The organism is Klebsiella sp. 141251 (genome assembly GCF_050600725.1).
In the GTDB taxonomy this organism is placed as follows: domain Bacteria; phylum Pseudomonadota; class Gammaproteobacteria; order Enterobacterales; family Enterobacteriaceae; genus Klebsiella; species Klebsiella aerogenes.
This window is the reverse complement of record NZ_JAQIRG010000005.1, coordinates 299,068-318,323: the sequence shown is the minus strand read 5'-3', so window position 1 is coordinate 318,323 and position 19,256 is coordinate 299,068. Positions and strand designations below refer to the sequence as shown.

Annotated in this window: 18 protein-coding genes; 12 read left to right on the top strand and 6 right to left on the bottom strand. The window is 55.7% G+C overall.

Annotated features, from left to right (window positions below; all coding sequences use genetic code 11):
* The first annotated feature begins 17 nt into the window (after nucleotides 1-17).
* The 7 genes from PGR09_RS14020 to yejF all read left to right on the top strand — a co-directional run bounded on the left by PGR09_RS14020 (nucleotide 18) and on the right by yejF (nucleotide 9,070).
* A complete protein-coding gene (locus PGR09_RS14020) occupies nucleotides 18-725 on the top strand; it encodes a phosphatase PAP2 family protein (protein ID WP_430916240.1) in 708 nt (235 codons plus the stop codon).
* 426 nt (nucleotides 726-1,151) lie between these two features.
* Nucleotides 1,152-1,721 (top strand): bifunctional murein DD-endopeptidase/murein LD-carboxypeptidase, encoded by a 570-nt coding sequence (mepS, locus tag PGR09_RS14015; RefSeq protein WP_047043201.1) that lies wholly within the window; start codon nucleotides 1,152-1,154, stop codon nucleotides 1,719-1,721.
* Nucleotides 1,722-1,924: 203 nt separating this feature from the next.
* A complete protein-coding gene (locus PGR09_RS14010) occupies nucleotides 1,925-3,487 on the top strand; it encodes a cyclic di-GMP phosphodiesterase (protein ID WP_047066141.1) in 1,563 nt (520 codons plus the stop codon).
* Nucleotides 3,488-3,544: 57 nt separating this feature from the next.
* Nucleotides 3,545-5,350 (top strand): extracellular solute-binding protein, encoded by a 1,806-nt coding sequence (locus PGR09_RS14005; protein ID WP_430916239.1) that lies wholly within the window; start codon nucleotides 3,545-3,547, stop codon nucleotides 5,348-5,350.
* A 9-nt stretch (nucleotides 5,351-5,359) separates the two neighbouring features.
* Nucleotides 5,360-6,454 carry a microcin C ABC transporter permease YejB gene (locus PGR09_RS14000; protein WP_020078276.1) on the top strand — a complete coding sequence of 365 codons (1,095 nt, stop codon included), beginning with the start codon at nucleotides 5,360-5,362 and terminating at the stop codon, nucleotides 6,452-6,454.
* Nucleotides 6,454-7,479 (top strand): microcin C ABC transporter permease, encoded by a 1,026-nt coding sequence (locus PGR09_RS13995; RefSeq protein WP_151085554.1) that lies wholly within the window; start codon nucleotides 6,454-6,456, stop codon nucleotides 7,477-7,479. Before PGR09_RS14000 ends, PGR09_RS13995 begins: the two co-directional genes overlap by 1 nt.
* Before the next feature lies 1 nt (nucleotide 7,480).
* The gene (gene yejF, locus PGR09_RS13990; protein ID WP_047043211.1) at nucleotides 7,481-9,070 is read left to right on the top strand and encodes a microcin C ABC transporter ATP-binding protein YejF; all 1,590 of its coding nucleotides are present in this window, start codon (nucleotides 7,481-7,483) and stop codon (nucleotides 9,068-9,070) included.
* Between the two features lie 3 nt (nucleotides 9,071-9,073).
* Here yejF and PGR09_RS13985 read toward each other — a convergent pair whose 3' ends face one another.
* The 3 genes from PGR09_RS13985 to rsuA form a co-directional block, all read right to left on the bottom strand.
* Nucleotides 9,074-9,418, bottom strand: coding sequence for a YejG family protein (locus PGR09_RS13985; protein ID WP_045391356.1), 345 nt, complete (start codon nucleotides 9,416-9,418; stop codon nucleotides 9,074-9,076).
* A 331-nt stretch (nucleotides 9,419-9,749) separates the two neighbouring features.
* Nucleotides 9,750-10,946, bottom strand: a complete 1,197-nt coding sequence (locus PGR09_RS13980; protein ID WP_045391357.1) for a Bcr/CflA family multidrug efflux MFS transporter — start codon at nucleotides 10,944-10,946, stop codon at nucleotides 9,750-9,752.
* Nucleotides 10,943-11,662, bottom strand: coding sequence for a 16S rRNA pseudouridine(516) synthase RsuA (gene rsuA / locus PGR09_RS13975; protein ID WP_047043216.1), 720 nt, complete (start codon nucleotides 11,660-11,662; stop codon nucleotides 10,943-10,945). Before rsuA ends, PGR09_RS13980 begins: the two co-directional genes overlap by 4 nt.
* Nucleotides 11,663-11,809: 147 nt before the next feature.
* Between rsuA and PGR09_RS13970 the strand changes: the two genes are divergently transcribed.
* Nucleotides 11,810-13,567: a DEAD/DEAH box helicase gene (locus PGR09_RS13970; protein WP_047043219.1), complete on the top strand. Its 1,758-nt coding sequence runs from the start codon at nucleotides 11,810-11,812 to the stop codon at nucleotides 13,565-13,567.
* Between the two features lie 136 nt (nucleotides 13,568-13,703).
* Complete coding sequence (gene rplY, locus PGR09_RS13965) at nucleotides 13,704-13,988, top strand: 50S ribosomal protein L25 (RefSeq protein WP_015365674.1); 285 nt, start codon at nucleotides 13,704-13,706, stop codon at nucleotides 13,986-13,988.
* Nucleotides 13,989-14,046: 58 nt separating this feature from the next.
* Here rplY and PGR09_RS13960 read toward each other — a convergent pair whose 3' ends face one another.
* Nucleotides 14,047-14,934, bottom strand: a complete 888-nt coding sequence (locus tag PGR09_RS13960) for a LysR family transcriptional regulator (RefSeq protein WP_063414620.1) — start codon at nucleotides 14,932-14,934, stop codon at nucleotides 14,047-14,049.
* Nucleotides 14,935-15,037: 103 nt separating this feature from the next.
* Between PGR09_RS13960 and PGR09_RS13955 the strand changes: the two genes are divergently transcribed.
* Nucleotides 15,038-16,324: a serine hydrolase domain-containing protein gene (locus tag PGR09_RS13955; RefSeq protein WP_430916238.1), complete on the top strand. Its 1,287-nt coding sequence runs from the start codon at nucleotides 15,038-15,040 to the stop codon at nucleotides 16,322-16,324.
* A 20-nt stretch (nucleotides 16,325-16,344) separates the two neighbouring features.
* Here the strand turns inward: PGR09_RS13955 and PGR09_RS13950 are convergent, their stop codons facing one another.
* Nucleotides 16,345-16,941 (bottom strand): NUDIX domain-containing protein, encoded by a 597-nt coding sequence (locus PGR09_RS13950; protein ID WP_047043222.1) that lies wholly within the window; start codon nucleotides 16,939-16,941, stop codon nucleotides 16,345-16,347.
* Nucleotides 16,942-17,022: 81 nt separating this feature from the next.
* On the opposite strand from PGR09_RS13950, the gene PGR09_RS13945 reads away from it, so the two are divergent.
* Nucleotides 17,023-17,784 carry a DeoR/GlpR family DNA-binding transcription regulator gene (locus PGR09_RS13945; RefSeq protein ID WP_320482600.1) on the top strand — a complete coding sequence of 254 codons (762 nt, stop codon included), beginning with the start codon at nucleotides 17,023-17,025 and terminating at the stop codon, nucleotides 17,782-17,784.
* Nucleotides 17,785-17,823: 39 nt separating this feature from the next.
* Here the strand turns inward: PGR09_RS13945 and yejK are convergent, their stop codons facing one another.
* Entirely contained in the window at nucleotides 17,824-18,831 is a 1,008-nt protein-coding gene (gene yejK, locus PGR09_RS13940; RefSeq protein WP_015365669.1) for a nucleoid-associated protein YejK, read from the bottom strand.
* 188 nt (nucleotides 18,832-19,019) lie between these two features.
* Here yejK and PGR09_RS13935 point away from each other — a divergent pair, with 188 nt between their 5' ends.
* Nucleotides 19,020-19,247 (top strand): YejL family protein, encoded by a 228-nt coding sequence (locus tag PGR09_RS13935; protein ID WP_045377048.1) that lies wholly within the window; start codon nucleotides 19,020-19,022, stop codon nucleotides 19,245-19,247.
* Nucleotides 19,248-19,256 lie beyond the last annotated feature (9 nt).

The following is a 19,256-nucleotide window of genomic DNA, read 5'->3' as shown; positions in this document are numbered from 1 at the left end:
AAAAAATCGCATCTGTTATGACTAAAAACCGTATTCCACTTATCTTGCTGCTGAACGTCGCGGGCGTAGCCTTATTTTGTTCCTGGTATCTACCGGCAAATCACGGTTTCTGGTTCCCGCTTGACTCGGCTATTTTTCACTTCTTTAACCAGGGCGTCAGCACCAACCGCGCGTATGCCTGGCTGTTAGCCATTATCAACAATCGCGCGTTCGACGCCTGCTCGCTGCTGGCGATGGGCTGTCTGATGCTCAGTTTCTGGATCAAAGCGCAGAGCGCTGAACGCCGTCGCATTATCCTTATGGGGCTGGTGATGTTGCTCGCGGCGGTGATTATCAATCAACTTGCCCAGCATCTGATGCCGGTACAGCGCGCCAGCCCTTCGTTGTTCTTTACTGATATTACGAAAGTCAGCGACGTGGTCTCACTGCCAACCAAAGACGCTTCAAAAGATAGCTTCCCGGGCGACCACGGCATGATGTTGCTCATTTTCGCCTCGTTTATGTGGCGATATTTCGGCCGCCGGGCATTTATCATTGCACTGGTTATTTTTGTGGTTTTTGCTTTCCCGCGAGTGATGATCGGCGCCCATTGGTTCACCGATATTGCCGTAGGGTCGCTCAGCGCGGTGCTGATAGGCGCGCCGTGGGTATTAATGACCTCGCTTTCCGATAAGTTGATCGTCTGGTTTGACCGTTCGCTTCCGGGTGGAATAGCAAAAAAATAAGATCATTTTTACATTTTATTAATATTATCCATAAGGGGTCGTTCTGACCCCTTTTTTTATATTTGCTGATGATTTATTCGTGACATCATCTTCCTGTCACATTAATCATCATTGAAATGAAGATATTGCATATTTTTCAGCCAAAAAAGGCGCTATTTTTCCCTTTGCCGATGATTCACTTTTTGTCGCAAAAATACTTATAAGAAATCGCGCAAAACCGCTCGCCATCCCACGTTTGATAGGGTAATCTCTTTCTCGTTTTGCCCTTCCAGGCAACACAATTCATCATTTGAATAAATTTGTGCGGTACTCCACATTTTTAGGCTTAAGGAATTGTCTCATTGCTTTCTGGAATCTAGGCTCTACCACGTTTGGCATTTTTTATAACGACATTGTCGTTAAGGACAACAAGGGAAAATAAACATAATGGTCAAATCTCAGCCGATTTTGAGATATATCTTGCGGGTCGTCCCCGCGATTGCAGTTGCGGTTCTGCTTTCCGCGTGTAGTTCAACAAGTACCGCCAAGAATATGCATTCTGAGACGCATGCTGTGGGTAGTGGAGATTTATCATCACTGCAAGCCTCTCAGGATGAATTTGAAAAAATGGTCAGCAACCTGGACGTTAAGTCCCGCTTGATGGACCAGTATGCTAGCTGGAAAGGCGTGCGTTACCGCCTTGGCGGCAGCACCCGGAAAGGGATCGATTGCTCGGCGTTCGTGCAGCGTACTTTCCGTGAACAATTTGGTCTGGAGCTGCCGCGCTCAACTTCCGAGCAGCAGGATTCCGGCAAATCGATTTCGCGCACTCAACTGCGTACCGGTGATTTAGTACTGTTCCGTGCGGGCTCTACGGGCCGTCATGTCGGTATCTACATCGGCAATAACCAGTTTGTACATGCCTCTACCAGCAGCGGCGTCACCATCTCAAGCCTGGATGAGCCATACTGGAAAAAGCGCTATAACGAAGCGCGTCGCGTTCTGAGTCGTTCCTGATACCTCTTCTTACCATCGGTTATCCCTTGGCTGACGGTAAGAAATGAAAAAAACACTGCCCCGGCAGTGTTTTTTTGCTTTTCCGCCGATGATCTCCGCAAAATAAGCTATGTCTTTACAAGCTATGCCTTTTAAAGGAAATGGAACCATACTCTTCTGGCACCCCATTGGCATGATTCAATTATACGGACAGATTCTGGCCTATGCTAACCCGCTACTTTTCACCCCGACGTAAAATCTGGCTCACCAGTATTTGCATTGGCGTTGCCGTCGCGCTACTGGCCGGCAGCATCCAGTTTATGGTTATCTACCACAACCGCTCTGAACGTTTCGATCAGATAATCAATAACGTCAGTCACTACCTTAATAGTTATTTCGCCGATTTAAGCGAAACCATCGAGGGCCTGCAGCCTCTGCTCGATCAACCCTGTGAGCATATTGACTCCGGCCTGGCTGCCAGCGCCGCCTTCAGTCCGAACGTACGCGCCTTCCTGCTGGTGAAAAACGGCAAAGCGTTCTGTTCATCCGCCACCGGCGCAATGAACACACCGTTTAAACAATTGATACCGCAGCTTGATATCAATAAACCCCTGGATATGGCCATCCTCCAGGGCACACCGATGATGCCGGACACCGCCGCGTTGGCAATGTGGGTGCAACATCCCGGCGATCGAGACAGCGGCATTTTTGTATCCATAAATGCTAATCTGACGCCTTACATCCTCTATACCGCACGGCAGAATGACTTCAACGGTATTGCGCTGGCCATCGGCCATACTGCGATTTCGACCTTCAGCAGCAAAATTATCGATCCGCTATCATTGCCCAATGAGCCGATACGCCAGATTCAGGTTCCGGGGCTACCGCTAAAAGTGTATCTCTTTTCCAACAGCTGGTTTGGCGAGAATACCCAGTTCGCCCTGCTGCTCGGCGTGGTATGCGGCATGCTTGCCGGCTTACTCAGCTACTACATCCTGACGATCAAATCCGATCCGCGGAAATCGATCCAACTGGGGATCAAAAACAACCAGTTCTACGTGGTCTACCAGCCGGTGGTAAAGGCCGATACCCTGCAGATTAGCGGCGTTGAAGTGCTGATGCGCTGGCGGCATCCGGTGGTGGGTGAAATCCCGCCAGACGTCTTTATTAATCTGGCGGAAACGCAGCAGATGATCGTGCCGCTCACCCATCACCTGTTAATGTTGATTGCCCGCGATGCGCCGACTCTGCAGCGCATTTTGCCGCGCGGTACCAAACTTGGCCTGAATATCTCCCCCGCCCACCTGCATGCCGCCGAATTTCAGCAAGATATGCGACGTTTTGCCGCCGCGTTACCCGCAAACTACTTCGACGTCGTGCTGGAAATAACCGAGCGCTCAATGATCGATAAAAACCGGTCGATGGCTATTTTTGAGTGGCTGCACCAGCAGGGCTTCGAAATTGCTATTGATGATTTTGGTACCGGCCATAGCGCGCTAATTTATCTTGAGCGCTATAACTTTGATTATCTGAAGATCGATCGTGGTTTTGTGCAGGCGATCGGTACCGAAACCGTCACCTCTCCCGTCCTGGATGCGGTATTAACGCTAAGCCGCCGCCTGCAGCTGAAAACCGTGGCTGAAGGCGTAGAAACACCGGAGCAGGCGGAATGGCTGCGTGCTCACGGCGTGAAATATCTGCAAGGTTACTGCTTCAGCCGCCCGCTGCCGCTGGAGAAACTGGTTGCCGCTCATGATGAACCGGCAAATTATTTCACAAGCCGCTAAGGGTCGCTTATGATGCGAAACCATCGGGGTTAATGGTCAGAGGATGATATTCCAACTATGTTTGCGCGCATCGGCCTGCTGCTGCTGGCTTTATTTAGCCTTAGTAGCCAGGCGCAAACCATTAAAGAGAGCGAGGCGTTCGCTATTATCGGCGAGCCAAAGTATGCCGTTGACTTTCATCACTTCGATTACGTCAATCCGGATGCGCCAAAAGGCGGTGGTATTACGCTTGCCGCCATTGGCACCTTCGACAATTTCAATCGCTATGCCCTGCGCGGTAATCCCGGCGTACGCACCGATGCGCTGTATGACACTCTGTTTACCACCTCGGACGATGAACCGGGCAGCTACTACCCGCTGATTGCCGATCGCGCGCGCTTTACCGATGATTTCTCGTGGATGGAAATTACCATCAACCCGCGGGCCCGCTTTCATGACGGTAGCCCGATTACCGCCAGCGACGTTGCTTTCACCTTTCAAAAATTTATGACCGAAGGGGTCCCGCAGTTCCGTCTTATTTATAAAGGGACGACCGTCAAAGCTATCGCCCCGCTGACGGTGCGCATCGAACTGGCCAAGCCGGGCAAAGAAAATATGCTCAGCCTGCTGTCCCTGCCGATAATGCCCGCGTCATTCTGGCGCCATCATAAACTGAGCGACCCCCTTTCAACGCCGCCGCTCGCCAGTGGCCCCTATCGCATCAGCAGTTGGCGGATGGGGCAATATATTGTCTATTCGCGAGTCGAGAACTACTGGGCCGCCGACCTGCCGGTGAACCGCGGGCGCTGGAACTTCGACACGATTCGCTACGACTACTATCTCGACGATAACGTCGCTTTCGAAGCCTTCAAAGCCGGAGCGGTAGATATGCGCGAGGAGAGTTCGACAAAAAACTGGGCGACGCGCTATATCGGGCGCAACTTTAGCAACGGTTATATAGTGAAAGACGATCGCACGACTACCTCGGCAAAGGATACCCGCTGGCTGGCTTTTAATACTCAGCGCCCGGTCTTTGCCGACCGCCAGGTGCGTGAAGCCATCACCCTTGCATTTGATTTCGAATGGATGAATAAGGCGCTGTTTTACGGCGCCTACAGTCGGCCAAACAGTTACTTTCAGAATACAGAATATGCCGCTCGTGATTACCCGAAGGCCGATGAACTCACTTTGCTGGCGCCGTTGAAAAAAGATGTGCCGCCAGAGGTCTTTACCCGGATTTATCAGCCGCCCGTTTCCAACGGCGATGGTTTCGATCGCGCCAATTTACTTAAAGCAGATGCCCTGTTGAACCAGGCGGGATGGGTGCTAAAAAATCGTCAGCGCGTTAATGCCAAAACCGGCAAACCGCTGCGTTTTGAGCTGCTGCTCGCCTCCGGCGGCAACGTCAGTTGGGTACTACCGTTCCAGCATAATTTACAGCGTTTAGGCGTGACGATGGATATCCGTCAGGTGGATAACTCTCAGGCCACCAGCCGACTGCGGAGCCGCGATTACGACATGATGCCTTCGCTGTGGCGCGCCACCGCCTGGCCAGATACGGGTTTACAGGTTTCGTGGGCCTCGGACTATATTAACTCCAGCTATAACGCACCGGGAGTGCAGAACCCGGCGGTCGACGCGCTGATTGCGCAGATCGTTCGCTGGCAGGGCAACAAACAGAAACTCCTGCCGCTGGGCCGCGCGCTCGACCGGGTGCTGACCTGGAACTATTACATGCTGCCGATGTGGTATATGGCGCAGGACAGGACGGCTTACTGGAATAAATTTTCCTTCCCGCAAACACGCCCGGCCTACTCCTCCGGTTTTGATGGCTGGTGGTACGATGTTAACAAAGCCGCCAGGCTTCCCGCGGACCGACGTTAAGGATTAAAGATGGGCGCCTACCTGCTCCGCCGACTATTACTGGTGATCCCGACGCTCTGGGCCATCATCACCATCAATTTTTTTATCGTGCAGATTGCGCCAGGCGGTCCGGTCGATCAGGCGATCGCCGCCGTGGAGTTCGGCGACCGCAGCGGGTTGCCCGGCGCAGGAGATAGCGGTATGGGCGCCAGTCATGCGCGTACCGGCGTTGGCAATATCAGTGAAGGTCATTATCGCGGCGGGCGTGGGCTCGATCCAGAAGTGATTGCCGAAATCACCCACCGCTACGGCTTCGATAAACCGATTCACGAACGCTACTTTAAGATGCTCGGCGACTATCTGCGTTTTGATTTTGGCGATAGCCTGTTTCGCAGCGCTTCGGTGCTGCAGTTGATTAAAGACAGCCTGCCGGTGTCTATTACCCTCGGCCTGTGGAGCACGCTGATTATCTACCTGGTGTCGATACCGCTGGGGATCCGTAAAGCCGTCAGTAACGGCAGCCATTTCGACGTCTGGAGCAGCACATTTATCATCATCGGTTACGCCATCCCTGCGTTTCTGTTCGCGATATTACTGATCGTGATTTTCGCCGGCGGCAGCTATTTCGATCTTTTTCCGCTGCGCGGCCTGGTCTCCGCTAATTTTGATAGCCTGCCGTGGTATCAGAAGATCGCCGACTATCTCTGGCATATCACCTTACCGGTGCTGGCGACGGTGATCGGCGGTTTCGCCGCCTTGACGATGCTGACTAAAAACAGTTTCCTTGATGAGATCCGCAAACAGTATGTGGTGACGGCCCGCGCCAAAGGCGTCGGGGAAAAACAGATCCTGTGGAAACACGTTTTTCGCAACGCCATGCTGCTGGTGATTGCCGGTTTTCCCGCCACCTTCATTAGCATGTTCTTTACCGGTTCGCTGCTGATTGAGGTGATGTTCTCGCTCAATGGTCTTGGGCTGCTCGGCTACGAAGCCACCGTGTCGCGCGATTACCCGGTGATGTTCGGCACTCTGTATATCTTCACGTTAATCGGCCTGCTATTAAACATTGTCAGCGACATCAGCTATACGCTGGTCGATCCGCGTATCGATTTCGAGGGCCGCTAATGTCATTTCTCTCCCCCGTTAATCAGGCCCGCTGGGCGCGTTTTCGCCACAACCGCCGCGGCTACTGGTCGCTATGGATCTTCCTGGCGCTGTTTATTTGCAGCCTGTGCGCCGAGCTTATCGCCAACGATAAGCCACTGCTGGTGCAGTATCGCGGTAGTTTGTACGTACCGGCGCTGAAAACCTATAGCGAAACGACCTTCGGCGGTGATTTTGCCACCGCCGCCGACTATCAGGATCCCTGGCTGCAAAAACGGCTGGCTGAAAACGGTTGGGTGCTGTGGGCCCCGGTGCGTTTCGGCGCCACCAGCATCAATTTCGCCACCGACAGCCCCTTCCCTTCGCCGCCGTCCAGGCACAACTGGCTGGGTACCGACGCTAACGGCGGCGATGTATTCGCACGGATCCTCTATGGCGCGCGGATTTCATTATTATTCGGTCTGCTGCTGACGTTCTTCTCCAGCGTGCTTGGCGTGCTTGCCGGGGCGCTGCAGGGCTACTACGGCGGTAAGCTCGACCTGTGGGGGCAGCGTTTTATCGAAGTATGGTCCGGAATGCCGACGCTATTTTTAATTATTCTGCTCTCAAGCGTAGTGCAACCTGATTTCTGGTGGCTGCTGGCAATCACCGTTTTATTTGGCTGGATGACGCTGGTCGGGGTGGTTCGCGCCGAATTCCTGCGCACCCGTAACTACGATTATATTCGCGCCGCACAGGCGCTGGGGGTCAGCGATCGCCATATTATCCTGCGCCATATGCTGCCGAATGCGATGGTCGCCACCCTCACCTTCCTGCCGTTTATTTTGTGCAGTTCGATAACCACCCTGACCTCGCTCGATTTTCTCGGCTTTGGCCTGCCGCTAGGCTCGCCGTCGCTGGGCGAACTGCTACTGCAGGGGAAAAATAACCTGCAGGCGCCGTGGCTGGGGATGGCGGCATTTTTGTCGGTGGCGGTGCTGCTGACGCTGCTGATTTTCATTGGCGAAGCGGTCCGCGACGCCTTCGATCCGAGTAAGGCGGTATAACATGAGCCAGCCGTTATTAGACATTGACGACCTCTCTATCGCCTTCCGCCAGCAAGGGGCAAGCCAAACGGTAGTCAGCAACCTGACGCTGCAGATTGCCGCGGGTGAAACGCTGGCGTTGGTCGGCGAATCCGGCTCCGGCAAGAGCGTCTCCGCGCTGTCGGTACTGCGCCTTCTGCCCTCGCCGCCGGTTAGCTATCCCAGCGGCGATATCCGCTTTCACGGCCAGTCGCTGCTGCACGCCGATGAGCGTACCCTGCGCGGGATCCGCGGCAACCGCATCGCGATGATTTTCCAGGAGCCGATGGTCTCGCTCAATCCGCTGCATACGCTGGAGAAACAGCTGTACGAGGTGCTCTCGCTGCACCGCGGCATGCGCAAAGAGGCGGCGCGCGGCGAAATCCTCGACTGTCTGGATCGGGTTGGCATCCGTAACGCTTCACGGCGGCTTGCCGACTATCCGCACCAGCTTTCCGGCGGCGAACGCCAACGGGTGATGATCGCCATGGCGCTGCTGACGCGCCCGGAGCTGCTCATCGCCGATGAACCAACCACCGCGCTGGACGTCTCGGTGCAGGCGCAAATTCTGCAACTGCTGCGCGAACTGAAGCATGAGCTCAACATGGGGATGTTGTTCATCACCCACAATCTAAGTATTGTCCGCCAGCTTGCCGACCGGGTGGCGGTGATGCAAAACGGCCGCTGCGTCGAAGAAAACGGCTGCCGGGAGCTGTTTCAGGCGCCCGCGCATCCGTATACCCGCCGCCTGCTGGATAGCGAACCGACCGGCAAACCGGTGCCGCTATCCGCCGATGCGCCCATCCTGCTGCAGGCCCGCGATCTTAACGTCGCCTTCCCAATCCGCAAAGGGATCCTGCGCCGGGTGGTCGATCACAATCGGGTGGTCAACCATCTGACTTTTACCCTGCGGGCCGGAGAAACGCTGGGGCTGGTGGGAGAATCCGGCTCTGGCAAAAGCACCACCGGGCTGGCGCTGCTGCGGCTGATTAACTCCAGCGGAGAAATGCAGTTTGCCGGCGAGTCGATCCAGGGGCGAAATCGCCGCCAGATGCTGCCGCTGCGCCGACGCATTCAGGTCGTTTTTCAGGATCCGAATTCATCGCTCAACCCGCGCCTGAGCGTCCTGCAGATTATCGAGGAAGGATTACGCGTTCATCAGCCAACGCTGACGCCCGCGGAACGTGAACAGGCGGTGATTCAGGTGATGCAGGAAGTGGGGCTCGACCCCGCGACGCGACAGCGCTATCCGGCGGAATTCTCCGGCGGCCAGCGCCAGCGTATCGCCATTGCCCGGGCGCTGATCGTCAAACCGCAGCTGATTGTGTTAGATGAACCGACTTCATCACTGGATAAAACCGTGCAGGCGCAGATCCTGGCGCTGCTGAAGACGCTACAGCAAAAGCATCAGCTGGCCTATCTGTTTATCAGCCACGATTTACGTGTTGTACGGACGCTCTGTCATCAGGTGATAGTGCTGCGGCAGGGAGAAGTCGTCGAGCAGGGTGAATGCGAGCGCGTATTTACGGCACCGCTTCAGGAGTACACCCGCCAGCTGCTGGCGTTAAGCTGACGGTCAGAAGGGGTTGTTGCCAGAGAAAGGCTCGGCAATGGCCACGCCGAAATTTTTCAGTCGGCAGGTAGCGGCAAACTCATCCTGCATATTAACGAACAGGCACGGCTCGCCTTCACACTCAAGAATGGAACAATCCACTTCAATGTCGCTCAGCGCCTGGCTCAGCGTACGCATCACCGGCCACGCTTTCTCGCCGTCCGGGCTGAGCAGTTTTAATGCCACCAGGCTATTTTCGCCCTGCGCGCCGTTTTGCGGAATCGGTTCAACTCTTGAACCCGCAAAACCGGCCAGCCAGCGATAGCTCTGCGGCAGTCGGTGTACGATAGAGAGTTGCTGTGTATTCACTTGGTTTCCCCGGAAGCAAAAGGCTTCACAATAAATTTACATCAATATTAACACATTGTTGACAAATAGTCCTGCAACAGCTTAGAAAACGCTTACACCCGCATCGGGCCAGGGCTAACAGCTTATTATCCAGAACTTTATAGTTGCCTTGCGGAAACAGTTCGCGGCTATATGTACCCGTTTCTGTGATCCAAAACAACTTTTTTATCGCAACATTGCGACTTTTTACACTAATTGATTTTACATAAAAGAAACAAATAGCTAAACAGGGAAGCCGATTTCGGTTGATATGTATCAAAAAAGGGGCGGAAATCGCCCCTGAAAATGTGACTTAATGTGCGACTTTTCGTCGCCGGCTGGCGTACAGATAGAAGAGAATGGAGCTCGCGGCGCAAAAAGCGATAGAAATCAGCATCGGCCAGGCGGTGGTAAAGGTGGCCATCGACAGCAACGCGCCGATAATCGCGCCAATCCCAAAACGAAATGTTCCGGCCAGCGACGATGCGGTTCCCGCCATATGCGGAAACTCGTCGAGGATCACCGCCATGGCGTTAGAGGAGACCATTGATACGCAGCCGACGAACGCCGCCACGCCCACCACCAGCGACCAGAAACCAACATCAAGCAGCGCGCAAACCACCATCCACACCGCCATCGCCAGCTGGATCCACAGCCCGGCGCGGAACATGTTCAATGCGCCGACCCGGCGAACAAAGCGGCTGTTAATGATGGTCATGATGAACAGGAACACGATATTCAGCGCAAAATAGTAGCCAAAGTGCTGCGGCGACACGTGATTAATGTTGATGTAGACGAATGGGCCCGCGCTGAGAAATGAAAACATGCCGGCAAAACTAAAGCCGCTGGCCAGCATATAGCTGAGTACCCGCTTGTGGCGGAACAAGGTGGCGAAGTTGCCAAGCGTGGTGCGAATATGAAATTTCTGTCGTCTTTCAACCGGCAGCGTCTCGCTAATAAAGAAAGCAATCATCGCCGACGCCAGCAGCGCCGCCAGCGCGAGGATCCAGAAAATCGCGTGCCAGCTGAACCACACCAGCACCGCGCCGCCGACCATCGGCGCCACCAGCGGCGCAATGGTGGTGACCAGCATGACAAATGACATCATGCGCGAGAACTCTTCTTTCGGGTAAATATCGCGCATCAGGGCGTTGATCACCACGCTGGCCGCCGCGGCCGCCAGGCCGTGGAAGAAACGCATAGTAATCAGCATCTCAATGGTCTGCGATAACGCGCAGGCCACCGCCGCCGCGGCGAAAATCAGCGTCCCGCCGAGGATCACCGGTTTACGGCCAATGCTGTCGGCCATCGGCCCGTACAGCAGCTGGCCCAACGCAAAGCCCAGAATATAGGTACTGAGCGTCATTTGCGCGCTGCCGTCCGGCACGTTGAACTGCGACGAGATAACCGGTAGCGCCGGCAGATACATATCAATCGACAGCGGCATTAACATGGCCAACAGGCCAAGAATAAACACAATCCCCAATGAAGAATTCTGCTTTGTCGTCACGTTTTACTCCGTGCTTGTGGGGCGCCAACGCTGGCGATTTCGTCAGCCGTCAGCGGGCGGTATTCGCCGGGCTCCAGCGACGCATCAAGGGTAATATCGCCGATACGTTCGCGATGTAATCCCACGACGTGGTTACCCACCGCCGCGAACATGCGTTTTACCTGGTGGTAGCGGCCTTCGCTGATGGTCAGGCGCACTTCTGTCGGAGTGATGACTTCGAGGACAGCAGGTTTGGTGAGATCTTTTTCATTATGCAGCTGCACGCCTTTGGCAAACTGCTCGGCGACGCCCTCTTCCAGCGGATTTTCCAGCTCCACCAGATAGGTTTTTTCGCAGTGATGGCGCGGCGAAGTAATGCGGTGCGACCACTGCCCATCATCGGTCATCAGTACCAGACCGGTGGTGTCGATATCCAGACGCCCGGCGGCGTGCAGCTTATGGGCAACCGGCTCATCGAGAAAATAAAGCACCGTTGGATGATCGGGATCGTCTGTTGAACAGACATAACCCTGCGGCTTGTTGAGCATAAAGTAACGGGGGCCGTGCTGCTGGGTCAGCGTATTGCCGTCATATTCCACCTCGTGCTCCGGCTGGAGCTTAAAGGAGGCATCTTTCACAATGTCGCCGTCCACGGTAACGCGGCTGCCGCGGATTTCACGCCCGGCAATAGCACGGCTGACGCCAAGCTGCTGAGCGATAAACTTATCAAGTCGCATGAGATTTTTTAGCCTGTAATAATGCTGGAGCGGGCATCTCGCCCGAAAAAGAAGAATTCCATTGGTTAGTATAACGGGCTCTTAACACCACTCAAGGGAAAAGATTCATGGCATACTATTTGCGAGTTAATTAACCCCCGAGAATTGATGACTTTTACACTACGTCCCTACCAAAAAGAGGCGGTCGACGCCACGCTCGCCTGGTTTCGCCGTCACCATGAGCCGGCCGCCATCGTGCTGCCGACCGGCGCCGGCAAAAGCCTGGTGATCGCCGAACTTGCGCGGCTGGCGCGCGGACGCGTATTGGTTCTGGCCCACGTTAAAGAACTGGTGGCGCAGAATCACAGTAAATACTGTGCGCTTGGCCTGGAAGCCGATATTTTCGCCGCCGGTCTGCAGCGTAAAGAGAGCCAGGGCAAAGTGGTCTTCGGCAGCGTGCAGTCGGTGGCGCGCAATCTTGAGCAGTTTCAGAGCGAATTCTCCTTACTGATCGTCGATGAGTGCCACCGTATCAGCGACGATGACGACAGCCAGTATCAGCAAATCATCAGCCACCTGCGGCAGGTGAATCCACAGCTCAGGCTGCTTGGCCTGACCGCGACCCCCTTTCGCCTCGGCAAGGGGTGGATCTATCAGTTCCACTATCACGGTATGGTACGCGGCGACGAGAAAGCGCTGTTCCGTGACTGCATCTACGAGCTGCCGCTGCGTTATATGATTAAGCACGGCTACCTGACGCCGCCTGAGCGCCTCGATATGCCGGTGGTACAATACGATTTCAGCCGCCTGCAGGCGCAGAGCAATGGCCTGTTCAGCGAAGCCGACCTTAACCATGAGCTGAAAAAACAGCAGCGCATCACGCCGCATATCGTCAGCCAAATCGTTGAGTTTGCCGAAAGCCGTCAAGGCGTGATGATCTTTGCCGCGACCGTCGAGCATGCGCGGGAAATTACTGGCCTGCTGCCGCCCACGCAGGCGGCGCTGATTACCGGCGAAACGCCGGGGCCGGAGCGCGATCGCATCATCGAAGCTTTTAAAGCGCAGCAGTATCGCTATCTGGTGAATGTCGCGGTACTGACTACCGGCTTTGACGCGCCGCACGTCGATCTTATCGCGATTCTTCGGCCAACCGAGTCGGTAAGCCTTTACCAACAAATTGTTGGCCGCGGCCTGCGTCTGGCGCCGGGCAAAACCGACTGCCTGATCCTCGACTATGCCGGCAACCCTCACGACCTGTATGCGCCGGAAGTCGGCACGCCAAAAGGCAAAAGCGATAATGTCCCGGTACAGGTCTTCTGCCCGGCCTGCGGTTTCGCCAATACTTTTTGGGGGAAAACCACCGCCGACGGCACGTTGATTGAGCATTTTGGCCGTCGCTGCCAGGGCTGGTTCGAAGACGATGACGGCCATCGCGAACAGTGCGACTTCCGCTTTCGTTTTAAAAACTGTCCGCAGTGCAACGCCGAGAATGACATTGCCGCCCGCCGCTGTCGCGAGTGCGATACTATTCTGGTCGACCCGGACGACATGCTGAAGGCGGCGCTGAAGCTTAAAGACGCGCTGGTGTTGCGCTGCAGCGGCATGGCGCTGCAGCATGGCAGCGATGAAAAAGGCCCGTGGCTGAAAATCACCTATTACGATGAGGACGGCGCCGATGTGAGTGAGCGCTTCCGTTTGCAAACGCCCGCCCAGCGTACCGCCTTTGAGCAGTTGTTTATCCGCCCGCATACCCGTACTCCGGGCGTGCCGCTACGCTGGATAACTCCGGCAGACATCATTGCCCAGCAGGCGCTGCTGCGCCATCCGGACTTTGTCGTCGCCCGGATGAAGGGGCAATACTGGCAGGTGCGGGAAAAAGTGTTCGATTATCAGGGCCGTTTCCGTCGCGCCAATGAGCTGCGTTAATCCGCCAAAAACTGAGGTTTTGATTGCCGCTGTGCCGATAGGCGGCTATAATGCCGCCCGCTTTTGCATTCGCAAAGCAGATAATCTGCCTGCTGCTGGGTCGCCTGTTGCAGGCTTTATATATAGAGAGACATCAATGTTTACTATCAACGCAGAAGTACGTAAAGAGCAGGGTAAGGGTGCGAGCCGCCGCCTGCGCGCAGCTAACAAGTTCCCGGCAATCATCTACGGTGGCGAAGCTGCTCCGGTTGCTATCGAACTGGACCACGACAAACTGTGGAACATGCAGGACAAAGCTGAGTTCTACGGCGAAGTTCTGACCCTGGTTGTCGACGGCAAAGAAGAGAAAGTTAAAGTTCAGGCTGTTCAGCGTCACGCGTTCAAGCCGAAACTGACCCACATCGACTTCGTTCGCGCTTAATCGCCGATAGCAAGTTGTATGGCAAACGCCCTGGTGTCTTCTGACCCGGGGCGTTTTGTTATCTGCACCGCCATAACCCTGGCGCGTCGTCAACAATCTCTCCCAGCGCGCGGTGTTTATTCATTCCCGGCAGCCACAGCATCACCATGGTAACGTTAAGCCCCTGATTACCGACCTCGGTGGCTATTTCAGCAACTCCTTGCCACTCGTCGGGCCGTAAATGGTCGGGTAAAAAACCCCAGCCCTGCCCCTGCTCCATTGCGTGGCGCAACATGGTGATTTCATTCATATACAGCGTATGGCCGGATATCTGCAACCGGCGGGCGATTTGATCGTCGCTGCGCCGGTGCATGACTAACTGCGGGGTGAGCGATAAATTCAGCAACGTCAGCGGCCTTGCGGCATCAGCGAACAACCGCTGCGCGGCGTAAAAGCGTAAATCAACGGTACCCAGCGCCCGCCACTCCATTTCGCTACCCAGCGTACGATTGTTAGCCTGGCAAATGGCCATATCCGCGACGTCATCGCTCAACGCCTGCTCGGCTTCGCGACGCGAAGCGCTCCAGCAACTTAAACGGATCTGCCGCCGGGCAAGCGTATCGGCCAGCAAACAGAGAAATTCACGCGGCACGAACGGATCGTACACCAGGCGTAACTCCTGCCAGGCCGTTTGCGGCAGCGTTTGCGCAAAAGACTCGAAAGCCTGCGCCTGTCGCAACAACAGGTGCGCCTGGCGAAAAAGCTGCTCTCCCTCGGCCGTTAAAGTCAGGCTACGCCCTTCACGGCTGAATAGCCGGTAGCCCAACGCATCTTCCAGGTAATCCAGCAGATCGCGAAGCGTCGTACGGTCTTTCCCTAAACGGATCGCCGCCCGCGACAGGCTGCCGGTCTCAGCAATCGTCGCGAAGGCTTCAATTTGTGCAAATGAATACTGCAGGGTTTTCATCCTTCTCTCCCTTTCGGGGGAAAATCCCCCATAGAGTGATTTTAGCCGCCGCGCGCCGGTTTATATACTGCGATGCGAATCTATGGCAAACGAGGAAATGAAAATGATAAGAAAACCACTGGCTCTGGCGTTAATTTTGGCGGCGCTGCCGGCGGCGGCAATGGCGCAAAACTGCGGCGGCCTGACGCTGGATGTCTGCCCCACGCCTTACGATCAAACGCTACCCGCGGCCAAAGACATGCTCACCTGGGATCAGGCGTCACGCGTCGTTGGCTTTCGTAATGACTATCGCAACTATGCTGGCGATGTTTTCCGTCACGGCGACTCGGTCCCGCTGGAGCGCGCTAAAAAGCAGCTGACCGATGCCCGCTACACACTCAACGGCCACACCTGGAATTTGCAAGATTACCTGAAGCGCGAAAACGTCAGCGGTATGCTGGTGCTGAAAGATGGCAAAGTCGCCTGGAAATATCTCGCCGAAGGTAATACCGACACCACGCTGTGGACCTCGCGCTCGGTGGGTAAATCGGTCGTCTCGACGCTGGTCGGTATCGCTATTCAACAGGGTAAAATCCACTCCCTTGATGACCTGATTACCGTTTATGAACCCGAACTGAAAGGCACCGCCTGGGATGGCGTGACGCTCAAGCAGCTCATTCAACATACCAGCGGCGTGGAATGGAATGAAGATTACACCAATCCACAGTCGCACTTCGCCCGCCTGACCCAGTGTGAAGCGCATCCCGGCGCCTATGATTGCGTGCGTAAAATTGTGTCGACGCTGTCGCGCAAACACCCGGCAGGCGAGCAGTGGTCCTACTCTTCCGGCGGCGCCTGGCTGCTGGGCGATGTGCTGGAACGCGCAACCGGTATGTCGCTGGCCGCCTGGCTTGAACAATCACTGTGGCAGCCTGCGGGCATGGCCCACGATGGCGTGTGGCACGCCTACAAAAAAGGACAACATGATGTCGGCGCCCACGGCTTTAACGCCACCCTCGAAGACTGGGGACGCTTTGGCGAGTTTGTCGCCCGCGATGGCCGCCTGAGCAACGGTGAACAGCTGGTGCCCGCAGGCTGGTTCGATCAAGCCGCGAGCTGGACAAAAGCGCTGAACTCGGTTTCAGAAGCGCATCCGGAAGGTATCTACGGCTATCAATGGTGGAATAACGCCATTCCGGCCAATGCGCAAAACGTGCAGCCGACGCCGCAGGAAGGGCTCAAAGGCTCGCTGTGGGCGCTGGGGATCTACGGCCAGGTGATAATGGTCAACCGTGCGGAACATCTGGTGATCGTGCAGTGGTCAACCTGGCCACAGGCGGAACCGTCCTTTAACGCGCAACCGCTGGAAGCGGCGCTGATGTACAGCGCCATTGCCCGCGAATTGCGCTAATCTTGCCGGCTCCTTGCCGCTTAACCGGCAAGGAGCGTGTCGGCATTTAACGCCAGGTGCTGCAGCAACATAATGGTTTTCGCATCCACGATTTCGCCATCGCGAATGGCCCGTAACGCCCGCGCCAGCGGCCACTCCAGCACTTCAATATCCTCTCCTTCCGCCGCCAGCCCGCCGCCATCGCCACGGCGATCGTCAGCGGAGTATTCGGCAATAAAGAAGTACAGCTTCTCGGTCACCGACCCCGGACTCATAAACGCGGTGAATACCGGTTCAATACGGGTGACGCGAAAACCGGTCTCCTCTTCCGCTTCGGCGATAATGCGCTCTTCCGGCGAGGCGTTATCCAGTAACCCCGCGGCGGCCTCGATCAGAAAGCCGTCGTGACCGTTGATCCACACCGGAAAACGAAACTGGCGGATGAGCACCACGCTCTGCTTGTGGCGATTGTAGAGCAGAATAACCGCGCCGTTGCCGCGGTCGTAGGCTTCCCGGCTCTGCTCCTGCCAGCGTCCATCACGACGCAGCAGTTCGAAGGTATATTTTTTCAGCGTGTACCAGTTATCTGACAAGAGCGTTTCGCGAACGTGGCGAACGCGCGGTGCGTCTACATGCATGTTTTTCCCCTTCTAAGGTGACAGCGGGCAACATAACATGCATAATCGTGCATAAACAAGATCAATCGTGAAGTGAACAACATGCTCGCCAGCCAGAGAAAACAGCACATCCTGCAGCTCCTTGCCGCAGAAAAACAGGTGATGTCGGGAGAGTTAAGCCAGCGCTTTAAAGTCTCCGAAGACTCCATTCGTCGCGATCTGCGCGAACTGGCGGCGGAAGGTAAACTGCAACGGGTCCACGGCGGCGCGCTGCCGGTATCCGCCGCTATCGCGCCAATCGAAAGCAGAAAAAGCGTGCAGATGGCTTCCAAACAGGCGATAGCCCGCCGGGCGGCGGCACTTATCCAGCCAGGACAGGTGGTCATCGTCGACGGCGGCACCACCACCACGGCGATGATCGCCGCGCTACCCGCCGACCTTGCTTGTACCGTGGTGACGCACAGTCCAGGGATCGCCGTGGCGCTGGTCGAGAATCCGCTGATCGACGTGATCCTGCTCGGCGGCACAATGTTTAAACATTCGGTAGTCACGGTCGGCGCCGAGACGCTGGCGGCGATGGCGCGGATTAATGCCGATCTGTTCTTTATGGGAGTAACGGGTGTGCACCCGCGGGTGGGCTTTACCACCGGTGATTATGAAGAGGCGGGCATCAAGCGCGCGCTGGCGACCAGAGCCGCAGAAACCGTGGTGATGGCCTCTGCCGAGAAAATCAACTCCGCCTCCGCATTTGCCATCGGCGAGCTTAATCTTGCCAGCACAGTGGTTATCGACAGCGAACTGGATGACACGTTACGCCAGAAGCTTAAACAAAGCGGCGTCGGGATTATTCAGGTAGAAGGTTAACCCGGCGGCATCATGTTCCGCCGGGATAAGCTGCAGGGATTAATTACCGCCAGAAGTACGGCGCTGCAGCTGATCGCGCAGGTTCGGCGGCGTACCTTTGATGGTCAGCGTATCCGTTGCCGGATCCCAGAATACGCGCTCGCCTAACAGCATCGCATCAAAGTTAATGGTCAAACCGCCGCCGCTACCGGCAAATTTGGTCAGCTGGCGCAGCGTACTGCGGTCCGCCGGGAAGCTCTCTTCCAGCTCATAACCCTGTTCAGCGGTAAACTCCTGGAAACTCTTTTCGCTGACGCCGGAGAGCTCTTTAGACAGCGACTCCAGCTCGATCTCTTCGCCCGCCTGCAGCTGTTCGTTACAGTAGGCGTACACCTGCTGGCGCACGTTCTGGCGCTCGGATTTATCCAGCTGCGCGTCAGCGGCGAAATCATCCACCGCCTGCAGCAGACCGCGGTTCTGCGCTTTGGCGTTGAGCCCTTCGCTGGCGCCGAGGAAGTCCATGAAGAAATCAGCGACTTTACGCCCCACCCGCCCTTTCAGGAAGGTCAGGTAACGGGTCGATTCGGGATTGGTTTCCCACTCGGTCAGATCGATACGCGCCACGATGTCGGCATGGTTGATATCGAGGTAATGCGTGGAACTGATATCCAGCTCTTCGTTAACGCGCATGCTGCTCAGATTATTGAGCACCGCCACCAGCAGATACTCGACCGCCAGATAACGATACTGACAGAACAGCACAATACCGCCTTCGGCAAACGGATACTTCGCCAGCTCATCGCGCAGGCGACCGGTTGCCGCACGGCTGAAAGGAAGAAATTCTTCTTCACCCTGACGCTGTAAACGCAACGCTTGCGCCAGCTCGCTCTCTTCATTAAAGAGGCCATAGGCTTTGCTTTTTGCGCTGTAGACACGATGCAGTTCAGCCATCATTTCCACGACAGTGGCATTTGGTTCCAGCAGCGACTCGCGCAGCACCAGTTCCAGATTCTGTTCATCACGTTTGATCAACTGATGCAGGGCAATCTGGTCGATATCCAGACTCATGTTAAACTCTCCTTTTAGACCGGGCGGTATTCAACCACCACCGGGACGATGACGCAACCGGCAGATGTCTGTTTCACGCTTGGGACTCGCGTTGCTGGGCGCTTTTACGCCGTGGCGAAAAAATGCGGAAAAAATGCTGCTGCTACGGTAATATGTTGCCCTTTCACGAACAAACAGATTTTGAGTTTATGCCACAAATATCCCGCTATAGCGATGAACAGGTCGAGCAGCTGCTCAGCGAGCTGACGAACGTCCTGGAAACACACAAAGCGCCGGTTGACCTGTCACTGATGGTGCTGGGCAATATGGTGACCAACCTGATTAACAGTAGCGTCGCGCCGGCGCAGCGTCAGGCAATCGCCCGTTCTTTCGCCCAGGCGCTGCAATCGTCCATTAACGACGATCCCGCGCACTAAGGATAACGA

Excerpts from the sequence above, each read along its gene's own strand:
- PGR09_RS14020 (WP_430916240.1), top strand. The coding sequence starts at position 18 with ATGACTAAAAACCGTATTCCACTTATCTTGCTGCTGAACGTCGCGGGC.
- mepS (WP_047043201.1), top strand. The coding sequence starts at position 1,152 with ATGGTCAAATCTCAGCCGATTTTGAGATATATCTTGCGGGTCGTCCCC.
- PGR09_RS14010 (WP_047066141.1), top strand. The coding sequence starts at position 1,925 with ATGCTAACCCGCTACTTTTCACCCCGACGTAAAATCTGGCTCACCAGT.
- PGR09_RS14005 (WP_430916239.1), top strand. The coding sequence starts at position 3,545 with ATGTTTGCGCGCATCGGCCTGCTGCTGCTGGCTTTATTTAGCCTTAGT.
- PGR09_RS14000 (WP_020078276.1), top strand. The coding sequence starts at position 5,360 with ATGGGCGCCTACCTGCTCCGCCGACTATTACTGGTGATCCCGACGCTC.
- PGR09_RS13995 (WP_151085554.1), top strand. The coding sequence starts at position 6,454 with ATGTCATTTCTCTCCCCCGTTAATCAGGCCCGCTGGGCGCGTTTTCGC.
- yejF (WP_047043211.1), top strand. The coding sequence starts at position 7,481 with ATGAGCCAGCCGTTATTAGACATTGACGACCTCTCTATCGCCTTCCGC.
- rsuA (WP_047043216.1), bottom strand. The coding sequence starts at position 11,662 with ATGCGACTTGATAAGTTTATCGCTCAGCAGCTTGGCGTCAGCCGTGCT.
- PGR09_RS13970 (WP_047043219.1), top strand. The coding sequence starts at position 11,810 with ATGACTTTTACACTACGTCCCTACCAAAAAGAGGCGGTCGACGCCACG.
- rplY (WP_015365674.1), top strand. The coding sequence starts at position 13,704 with ATGTTTACTATCAACGCAGAAGTACGTAAAGAGCAGGGTAAGGGTGCG.
- PGR09_RS13960 (WP_063414620.1), bottom strand. The coding sequence starts at position 14,934 with ATGAAAACCCTGCAGTATTCATTTGCACAAATTGAAGCCTTCGCGACG.
- PGR09_RS13955 (WP_430916238.1), top strand. The coding sequence starts at position 15,038 with ATGATAAGAAAACCACTGGCTCTGGCGTTAATTTTGGCGGCGCTGCCG.
- PGR09_RS13950 (WP_047043222.1), bottom strand. The coding sequence starts at position 16,941 with ATGCATGTAGACGCACCGCGCGTTCGCCACGTTCGCGAAACGCTCTTG.
- PGR09_RS13945 (WP_320482600.1), top strand. The coding sequence starts at position 17,023 with ATGCTCGCCAGCCAGAGAAAACAGCACATCCTGCAGCTCCTTGCCGCA.
- yejK (WP_015365669.1), bottom strand. The coding sequence starts at position 18,831 with ATGAGTCTGGATATCGACCAGATTGCCCTGCATCAGTTGATCAAACGT.
- PGR09_RS13935 (WP_045377048.1), top strand. The coding sequence starts at position 19,020 with ATGCCACAAATATCCCGCTATAGCGATGAACAGGTCGAGCAGCTGCTC.